Annotated in this window: 9 protein-coding genes; 3 read left to right on the forward strand and 6 right to left on the reverse strand. The window is 73.1% G+C overall.

From position 1 onward, the window contains the following. Positions 1 to 112 precede the first annotated feature (112 nt). The gene (locus tag ACR9ZG_RS16730; protein WP_481285986.1) at positions 113 to 667 is read left to right on the forward strand and encodes an MFS transporter; all 555 of its coding nucleotides are present in this window, start codon (positions 113 to 115) and stop codon (positions 665 to 667) included. An 82-nt stretch (positions 668 to 749) separates the two neighbouring features. Here the strand turns inward: ACR9ZG_RS16730 and nagA are convergent, their stop codons facing one another. Genes nagA through ACR9ZG_RS16760 form a run of 6 tightly spaced genes read right to left on the reverse strand, consistent with a single transcriptional unit; the run spans position 750 to position 6,404 of the window. Continuing rightward, complete coding sequence (gene nagA / locus ACR9ZG_RS16735) at positions 750 to 1,907, reverse strand: N-acetylglucosamine-6-phosphate deacetylase (RefSeq protein ID WP_481285980.1); 1,158 nt, start codon at positions 1,905 to 1,907, stop codon at positions 750 to 752. After that, positions 1,904 to 2,689 (reverse strand): DeoR/GlpR family DNA-binding transcription regulator, encoded by a 786-nt coding sequence (locus ACR9ZG_RS16740; protein ID WP_481285981.1) that lies wholly within the window; start codon positions 2,687 to 2,689, stop codon positions 1,904 to 1,906. The genes nagA and ACR9ZG_RS16740 overlap by 4 nt, the downstream gene beginning before the upstream one ends. Next, positions 2,686 to 3,558 (reverse strand): class II fructose-bisphosphate aldolase, encoded by an 873-nt coding sequence (locus ACR9ZG_RS16745; protein WP_481285982.1) that lies wholly within the window; start codon positions 3,556 to 3,558, stop codon positions 2,686 to 2,688. The genes ACR9ZG_RS16740 and ACR9ZG_RS16745 overlap by 4 nt, the downstream gene beginning before the upstream one ends. A gap of 37 nt (positions 3,559 to 3,595) precedes the next feature. Then, positions 3,596 to 4,507 carry a 1-phosphofructokinase family hexose kinase gene (locus tag ACR9ZG_RS16750; protein WP_481285983.1) on the reverse strand — a complete coding sequence of 304 codons (912 nt, stop codon included), beginning with the start codon at positions 4,505 to 4,507 and terminating at the stop codon, positions 3,596 to 3,598. After that, positions 4,504 to 5,448: an ROK family protein gene (locus ACR9ZG_RS16755; RefSeq protein ID WP_481285987.1), complete on the reverse strand. Its 945-nt coding sequence runs from the start codon at positions 5,446 to 5,448 to the stop codon at positions 4,504 to 4,506. The genes ACR9ZG_RS16750 and ACR9ZG_RS16755 overlap by 4 nt, the downstream gene beginning before the upstream one ends. A 59-nt stretch (positions 5,449 to 5,507) precedes the next feature. After that, positions 5,508 to 6,404 (reverse strand): SIS domain-containing protein, encoded by an 897-nt coding sequence (locus ACR9ZG_RS16760; RefSeq protein WP_481285988.1) that lies wholly within the window; start codon positions 6,402 to 6,404, stop codon positions 5,508 to 5,510. Positions 6,405 to 6,625: 221 nt separating this feature from the next. On the opposite strand from ACR9ZG_RS16760, the gene ACR9ZG_RS16765 reads away from it, so the two are divergent. Both ACR9ZG_RS16765 and ACR9ZG_RS16770 read left to right on the forward strand, forming a co-directional pair. Beyond that, positions 6,626 to 6,913: a hypothetical protein gene (locus ACR9ZG_RS16765; RefSeq protein ID WP_481285984.1), complete on the forward strand. Its 288-nt coding sequence runs from the start codon at positions 6,626 to 6,628 to the stop codon at positions 6,911 to 6,913. Positions 6,914 to 6,973: 60 nt separating this feature from the next. After that, a complete protein-coding gene (locus tag ACR9ZG_RS16770; RefSeq protein WP_481285985.1) occupies positions 6,974 to 8,218 on the forward strand; it encodes an extracellular solute-binding protein in 1,245 nt (414 codons plus the stop codon). Positions 8,219 to 8,320 lie beyond the last annotated feature (102 nt).

Raw genomic sequence — 8,320 nt, forward strand, 5'->3', positions numbered from 1 at the left:
GCGGGGGGGTGTGGGGGGGGGGCGGGGGGGGTGGCTGGGCGCCCCCCCCCCCCCCCCGCGGCGGCGCGCCGCCGGCCCCCCCCCCCCCCACCGCACCATCCCGGCTGTGATCATGGTCTGCCTCGTCGCCGCCGTCACGATGATCGGGCACTACACGTTCTACACGTTCGTCGTGCCGTTCCTCACGGGGCCGATGGGGGTGCCCGCCGGCAACGTCGGTGCGCTGCTCTTCATCTACGGCATCGCGGGCGCGGGCGGCCTGGTGCTCGCCGGCTCCGTGCTCGGGCCGCGGCCGCAGTTCGGCCTCCTGCTCGCCCTCGCGGTGACGGGCGTCGCGGTGGCGGCGCTCGCCGTGCTGGCGGGGCAGATCGTGCTGGCGCTGATCGCGTTCGTGCTGTGGGGCCTGGCGTTCGGTGCGCTGCCGCCGCTCCTGCAGACGCGGCTGCTGCACACGTCGTCGGCGGGATTCCGCGACACCGCGAGCGCCCTCTACACGACGTCGTTCAACATCGGCATCGGCGGCGGCGCGCTGCTCGGCGCCCTGATCTTCGACGCGGGCGGCCTGATGCTGCTGCCGGTCTGCTACATCGGCCTGCTTGCGGTCTCGATCGTCCTGGTCGTGATCGTGGGCCGGATGACCCGCCCCCGCACCCCCCTCAGCCGCTGACCGTCGAGTACGCGCGAATTCCGCCGGAAACCGGCGACTACGCAGAGAGTCCGCGTACTCGGCGGGTGCTCGGTTGCGCGCGTCAGGGCTGCGTCGCGGCGCCCGCCGTCCACACGCGGAGCACGCGGAGGTCGTCGTCCAGCAGCACCGCGTCGGCGGCGTAGCCGGGGGAGAGGCGGCCGAGGTCGCCGGAGCGTCCGAGGGCGGCCGCCGGCGTCTCCGTGAGGGCGCGCACGGCGTCCTCCACGCTCAGTCCGACCTCCGTCACCGCGCGGCGGAGCGCCTCGTCGAGGGTCAGCGTGGATCCGGCGATCGAGCCGCCCTGAGCCAGGCGGGCGACGCCGTCGCGCACCTGCACCTCCAGCGCTCCGAGCAGGTAGTCGCCGTCGTCGGCGCCCGCGGCCGCCATCGCGTCCGTGATCATGGCCACCCGGCCGGGCGCCGCGGCGAAGGCCATGCGCACCACCTCCGGATGCACGTGGACGCCGTCATTGATGATCTCCAACGTCACGCCCGGCGTGCGGGTCGCCGCCGCGACCGGACCCGGCGCGCGGTGGTGGATGCCGTCCATGCCGTTGAAGGCATGCGTCAGGATGCCGGCCCCGGCGTCGAACGCCTCCCGCGCCTGCTCGTACGTCGCCGCGGTGTGCCCGACGGCGACCGCGACCCCCGCCGCGCTGAACGCGCGCACCGCCGCCATCCCGCCGGGGAGCTCCGGCGCGAGCGTGATCTGGCGGAGGGTCCCGGCGCCGGCCGCCAGCAGGAGGTCGATGTCGTCGCGCGTCGCCGGTCGTAGCAGTGCCGGATCGTGGGCGCCCTTGTGGCCGACGTCGAGGAACGGTCCTTCCAGGTGCGAGCCCAGGATGCGCGGGTCTCTCGCGGCGAGCTCCGCGACCCTGCGCACACGCTCGGCCAGGTCCGCGACGGGGGCGGTCACCAGCGAGACCACGACGCGCGTCGTCCCGTGGCGCTGGTGGAGGTCGGCGGCGGTCCGGATGGCCTCCGTCCCGTCGTCGAAGCTGGCCGTCGCGCCGCCGTGGCAGTGCAGGTCGATGAAGCCGGGAGTGAGCCACGCGCCGCGCGCGTCGGTCGCGTCCACGCCCCCGGCCACATCCTCCCGCCAGGCATTCCCCGTGCCGACCGCGGCCACGCGGTCACCGTCGAATCGCACCCACGCGTCGTCGAGGACGCGCCCTTGATCGACCAGGCGCGCGGAGTGGATCACCTGCGGGGCCGTCACGCGACGATCACCTCGAAGCCGTGCTCCACGAACGCCGCGCGCTGCTCCGCGGTGATGCCGTCGTCAGTGATGAGCGTCGTCAGCACCTTCGGGCCGCCGAGCGTCGCGAACGCCTTGCGGCCGATCTTGCTGGAGTCGGCGACCACCACCGCGCGCGTCGCGCGCCGCGCCATCAGCGAGTTCACGCTCGCCTCGCCCTCGTCGTGCACCGTCGCCCCGACCAGCGGGTCGATGCCGTTGACGCCGATGAAGGCGATGTCCATCGTGACCTTCTCGAGCACGACGTCGCTGTACGGCCCGACCAGCTCGTAGGAGCGCGCGTGCACGACGCCGCCGGTCATCACGGTCTTGATCTGCGGACGCATCACCAGCTGGGCGGCGATGTTGATCGCGTTGGTCACCACGGTCAGGGTCGGGTGCGGCGAGGGCTCCATGAGGTCCGGCCGCGCGCCGAGCACGTTCGCGACCGCGGTGCTCGTCGTGCCGCCGCAGAGTCCCACCACAGAGCCTCGGGGCACGAGCGCGCTCGCCGCCTGCGCGATCCGCAGCTTCTCCGGCGCGTGCTGCTCGCGCTTGTACCGGATCGGGAGGTCGTACGCGACCGACTGGCCGACGGCGCCTCCGCGGGTGCGGGTCAGCAGCTGCTGGGAGGCGAGGGCGTCGAGGTCGCGCCGCGCCGTCGCGGCCGACACGTCCAGCTTGGCGACGATCTCGTCGACCTCGATCTGGCCGGACTCGGCCAGCAGATCGAGGACGGCGTTGAGACGCTCCGCTCGGTTCATGGCTGTGTGGTCTCCGTTCCGCTCGCCGCGCGGGCGGCCACGTCGAACAAGGTCATCAGGCGCGCCGCCTCCTCGGTCACCGCCGCCCGCCCCTCCCGCACATACACGCGCGGGTCCACGGTGTCCGGGTGGGCCGCCAGGTGCGCGCGCACGGCGTCCGTGAAGTACCGGTTGAGGTGGGTGGAGACATTGACCTTGGTGATCCCGGAGCGGATCGCCGCCTCGATCGTCTCATCCGCGACCCCGCTCGACCCGTGCAACACGAGGGGGACCGGCACCTCGCGGCGCAGCAGCTCCACCAGCGACAGGTCCAGCTCCGCGGTGCGCTCGATCATCGCGTGCGAGCTGCCGACCGCCACCGCCAGTGCATCAACGCCGGTCTCGGTCGCGAACCGGCGCGCCTGATCCGGATCGGTGCGCACACCCGGCGCGTGGGCGCCGTCCTTGCCACCGATCTCGCCGAGCTCGGCCTCGACGGCCACGTCGCGGGCGTGGGCGTACTCGACGACCCGCACGGTGGCCTCCACGTTCTCCTCGTAGCCGAGCCGGGAGCCGTCGTACATCACCGAGCCGAAGCCCAGGTCGACGGCGTGGAGGGCCAGATCGGCGTCCTCCGCGTGGTCGAGGTGCACGGCGACGTGCGCCGGGGAGTCCGCGGCGAGGGCCAGTGCCGCTCGCGCGACGGGCTCGAGACCGCCGTGGTAGCGCACGCAGTTCTGCGAGATCTGCAGCACCACCGGCCGGCCGGTGCGCTCGGCGGCGCCGACCAGGGCCTCCGCGGTCTCGAGCAGGATCACGTTGAACGCTGCCAGGCCGGTACGCCGTGCGGCGGCCGCCTGCAGCAGCTCGAGGGTGGGGACGAGAGGCATCGGTGCTCCGTGGGTTCGGGTGGATGGTGGAAGGCGGTCAGCCGAGGACGACGCGGTCCTCGTAGTCGAGGTAGGCGGGGTCGAGCTCGCCGGCGAGCGGCGCGACGACGGCCGCTGCGGACCAGGCGACGGCCCGGCGCAGCAGCACCGCCGGGTCGTCGGTGCCGTCGGCGAGGCAGGAGGCGACCGCCGCGACCGCCGCGTCGCCGGCGCCGGTCGCGTTGCCGGAGAGCGCGCGGTCCAGCCGCGCGTGCAGCGGCTCTGCACCCGCGCGGACCGCCAGCATCCCCTCCGCGCCGAGGCTGACCAGGACGAGGGAGGCTCCCGCGTCCAGCAGCCGGGAGGCGCCGGCCACCGGGTCGTCCTCGCCGGTGGTCTCGGCCAGCTCGCGGCGGTTGGGCTTGAGCACCGTCGGACCGGCCTCCGCGGCGAGCAGCAGCGCCGGGCCCGTCGCGTCCATCACGCTCGGCAGGCCGCGACCGGAGGCGACCGCGACCAGCCGGGCGTAGAAAGCGTCAGGCGCGTCGGGAGGGAGGCTGCCCGAGCCGACCACGCAGGTCGCCGGCACCGCGAGGCGCTCGACGGCATCGTGCAGCGCCGTCCACTCGGCGGCGGTCAGCGCTCCTCCGGTCTCGTTGAGGATGGTGGTCTCGCCGCCGGCCTCGTCGACGATGGCGATGCTCGAGCGGGTCGGCGCCGCGACGGGCACGAGCTCGTTCGGGACGCCGCTGCGCTCCAGATCGGCGGCCAGCCGCAGGCCGGGCGCACCGCCCGCGGTGGTCAGGGCGAAGCCGGCCCGGCCAGTCTGCCGGAGCACACGGGCGACGTTGAGCCCCTTCCCGCCCGCGCGGACGGCCGGCGGAGCGACGCGGTGCGTCTCGCCGGCCTGCAGCGCGGGAACGCTGTACGTCAGGTCGATCGCCGGGTTCGGCGTCACGGTCAGGATCACGATGCCGCCTCGCTCACGACGCCGTCCGGCGCGGGGACGGACCGCGCGGCGAGGAGGTCGCGCGCCCGCAGGGCAGCACCGATCAACCCCGCGTCGGCGCCGATGCTCGCCGGCAGCACGAGGGGCCGCCGATGGAAGGTCAGGATGGCGTCGAGGCGCTCCCGGAGCGGCCCGAACAGCGCGTCCCCGGCCTGCGACAGGCCGCCGCCGATGACGATCGCCTCCGGGGCGAGCAGCGCCACGGTGTGCGAGAGGTCGAGCGCGAGCGCGTCCAGGGCGCTGTCCCACACCGCGCGCGCGTCCGGGTCGCCCGCCTGGGCCCGCTCCAGTACCTCGCGCGCGCCGGGAACGGCGCCACCGGTGCGCGCGTTGTAGCGGCGGGCGATCGCGGCGGCCGAGGCGACCGCCTCCAGGCAGCCGACGCCGCCGCACGCGCAGGGAGGGCCGTCGGCGACGCGGGAGTGCCCCATCTCGCCGGCCATGCCGCCGCCGGTGTACAGAGTGCCGTCGACGAAGACCGCCCCGGCGATGCCCGTCCCGATCGCCATCACGACGACGTCGCGGAACGGCGCGGCGGCCCCCAGCCGGTGCTCGGCCTCGCCGGCGCCGCGCACGTCGTGACTGAACGACACGGGGAGCCGGAGGGCCGCCTCGGCGCGGTCGCGGAACGGGAAGTCGCGCCAGCCGAGATTCTCGGCGAAGACGCCGATGCCCGCCTCGTCGTCGACATGTCCGGGAACCAGGAGCCCTGCGGCGGCCGGGACCGCAGCGGGATGCCGCTCGCGGAACCCGTCGGCCAGCCGGGCCACGGCCTCCACGACGGCGTCTCCGGTGCGCTCGCCGTCGTGCGGGGTCGGGCGGCGCAGCACCTCGACGAGGCGTCCGGCGTCGTCGATGAGGGCCGCCTTCATGTCGGTGCCGCCGACGTCGATGGCGAGCACCGGCTCACCGGGTCCGAGCGGCGCGGCGGACGGGGCGGAGGCGGGGGCGGATGCAGCGGTCACGAGCCGAGGATGACCGAGCGGGTCAGGTTGCGGGGCCGGTCGGGATCGAGGCCGGCCCGGCGCGCGCGTTCGAGCGCGACGCGCTGGGCCCGGACGAGGTCGGCCATGCCGTCGAGAGGGCGGTCCTCGAAGTGCGCGCCCGTCGCAGCGACCTCCGCGGCCAGGCCGTCGGGGGAGGAGCCGAGCATCCACGTGACGCGACCGGGCGCGGCGATCGCGATCGGTCCGTGGCGGTACTCCTTGGCCGGATACGACTCGGTCCAGGACTGGGACGCCTCGCGCATCTTGAGCGCCGCCTCGTGCGCCAGCCCGACGGTCCAGCCCGTGCCGAGGAACGCGTACTGGCCGGCCGGGACGAGCTCGCCGGGCAGCTCCTCGTCCAGCGCGGCGGCGGCCTGGTCGATCGCGGGGCCGAGGTCGTGGCCGAGGGAGGCCCGCACGAGCGCCAGCGTCGTGGTCGCGAACCGGGTCTGCACCACCGACCGCTCGTCGGCGAAGGGCAGGAGGACCGCGTCGTCCACGAGATCGACCACGGGCGTGGCGGGGTCGCCGACGATGCCGACCGTCTTCGCCCGGACGCCGGAGGAACGGAGGCGGTCGAGCAGGTCCAGCGCCTCGGTGGTGGTGCCGGAGCGCGTCAGCGTCACGACGGCGTCGTAATCGCGCGCTGCGAAGGCGTCGAACGCTTCGAACGCCTCGGAGGCGGCGTACGCGTCGGTGGCCCCGGCGCCGGCAGCCTCGCGCAGCGCCGCGTACGACTGCGCCATGAACCAGGAGGTGCCGCAGCCGACCACCGCGATCCGCTCCCCGGCGGCGGGCAGCCGCGACTGCTCGTCGCGCAGCTCGGCCGCGCGCGCCCAGGTCTCCGGCTGCGATCGCAGCTCCGCCTCCATGTGGGCTCCTGGCGGCGCTGCGTGCTTCACGGCGGACTCCTTCGGTGGCGCTGACCTGGCGACGGGGAGGCCCGCCCTCGAGACAATGATCGCGGATGATCGAATGCGCTGTCCAGTGAGCATCTTCGAGCGTCGAAAGGAAGTCACTCCTCTTTAGGTGCGATTCTCAGGTGTCAGGTTTAGTATCAGGAATACCAGACCCCAGAAAGCCTAGGAGCACCATGACTCTCGCATCCGAGCGCCCGACCATCCGGCGCCGCCTCCTGACCACCGTGGCCGCGGCCGGCATCGCGCTGACCGCCCTGACCGCCTGCTCCGCGCCGAGCGCGGACGCCAAGGGCGGCTCGACCTCCTCGAAGGTGACCACGGCGCCCGGCACCGCCAAGGGCTACGTGGGCGCGGCGTTTCAGTGCTTGACGCGCGGAGCCGCAACGCGCAATGATTTCGATCATCCAATGAGTGCAAGTGATTGTTCGAACGCGAAACAATCACGAAACATCACAGACTGACGCACCGTCGCGCAGGCCTCTTCCGACGACGGGCGCGCCATCCAAGAGTGAGGAAAGTCGATGAAGAAGTCCCTGCGGTGGGGAGCCGCGGTCGCGACCGCGGCCGCCGCCACCATGACGCTCGCCTCCTGCGGCTTCGGCGGCGGGAGCTCCGGCGGCTCGTCCGGCGGCGCACAGACCCTCGACCTCATGGTCGCCAGCTACTCCGACAACACCAAGGCGGAGTGGGAGCAGATCATCAAGGACTACGAGGCCGCCAACAGCGGCACGAAGGTGAACCTCGACGTCGAGTCCTGGACCGACATCAACAACGTGATCAAGACGCGCATCCAGGCGGGCAAGCAGCCCGACATCCTGAACATCGACGCGTTCGCCGGCTTCGCCGCCGACGATCTGCTCTACCCCGCGAAGGACATCGTCTCGTCGAAGACGCTCGACGACTTCCAGGACGCGTTCAAGGACAACGCGAGCATCGACGGCACGCAGTACGGTCTGCCGTTCATCGCCTCCGCCCGCGCCCTGTTCTACAACAAGGACTCCTTCGCGGAGGCCGGCATCTCCGAGCCGCCGAAGACGTGGGCGGACTTCGAGGCCGACGCCGCGAAGCTCAAGGCCGCCGGGGTCACGCCCTACGGCATGCCGCTCGGCAGCGAGGAGGCTCAGGCCGAGACCGCGATCTGGTTCTACGGAGCAGGTGGCGGCTACGGCGACGAGAAGAAGCTGACGATCGACAGCCCCGAGAACGTCGAGGGCGCGACCGAGATGCAGAAGATCATCGAGCAGGGCTTCACGGAGGCCAACCCCGGCTCCACCAACCGGACCCCGCTGATGAACGTGTTCATCCAGGGCCAGCTCGGCATGCAGGTCGGCCTCCCGCCGATCGTCGGCCAGATCAAGGACAAGAACCCCGGCCTGAAGTACGGCATTGCGCCGATCCCGACGAAGGACGGCTCGTCGTTCACCCTCGGCGTCGCCGACCACCTGATGGCGTTCAAGAACAAGACCGACAAGACCGACGCGATCAAGAAGTTCCTCGACTACTTCTACTCGAAGGACGTCTACACGAAGTGGGTCACCGCGGAGGGCTTCCTCCCGACCACGAAGTCCGGTGCGGAGGCGATGGGCTCCGACGAGACCATCAAGCCGTTCCTCGACCTGCTGCCGGATGCGAAGTTCTACCCGTCGACGAACCCGAACTGGTCGGCCGCGCAGGGCGCCATCCAGAGCCAGATCGGCCAGCTCGGCCAGGGCGCCAAGCCGGAGGAGCTGCTGAAGTCCATCCAGGCGAAGGCCGACGGCCAGTAGCAGCCGCCGCATGAGCAGCACTCTCGAACCGACCCGGGCCGGGGCCGCGGCCCCACCCGCCCCCGCGCCGGCCCCCCCCCCCCGCCACCCCCGCCGCGCCCC

The sequence above is a fragment of the Leifsonia sp. KNZ12-8B genome, from assembly GCF_056755495.1.

Coding starts and splice junctions, on each gene's coding strand:
- ACR9ZG_RS16730 (WP_481285986.1), top strand. CDS start 113: ATGGTCTGCCTCGTCGCCGCCGTCACGATGATCGGGCACTACACGTTC.
- ACR9ZG_RS16740 (WP_481285981.1), bottom strand. CDS start 2,689: ATGAACCGAGCGGAGCGTCTCAACGCCGTCCTCGATCTGCTGGCCGAG.
- ACR9ZG_RS16745 (WP_481285982.1), bottom strand. CDS start 3,558: ATGCCTCTCGTCCCCACCCTCGAGCTGCTGCAGGCGGCCGCCGCACGG.
- ACR9ZG_RS16760 (WP_481285988.1), bottom strand. CDS start 6,404: ATGGAGGCGGAGCTGCGATCGCAGCCGGAGACCTGGGCGCGCGCGGCC.
- ACR9ZG_RS16765 (WP_481285984.1), top strand. CDS start 6,626: ATGACTCTCGCATCCGAGCGCCCGACCATCCGGCGCCGCCTCCTGACC.
- ACR9ZG_RS16770 (WP_481285985.1), top strand. CDS start 6,974: ATGAAGAAGTCCCTGCGGTGGGGAGCCGCGGTCGCGACCGCGGCCGCC.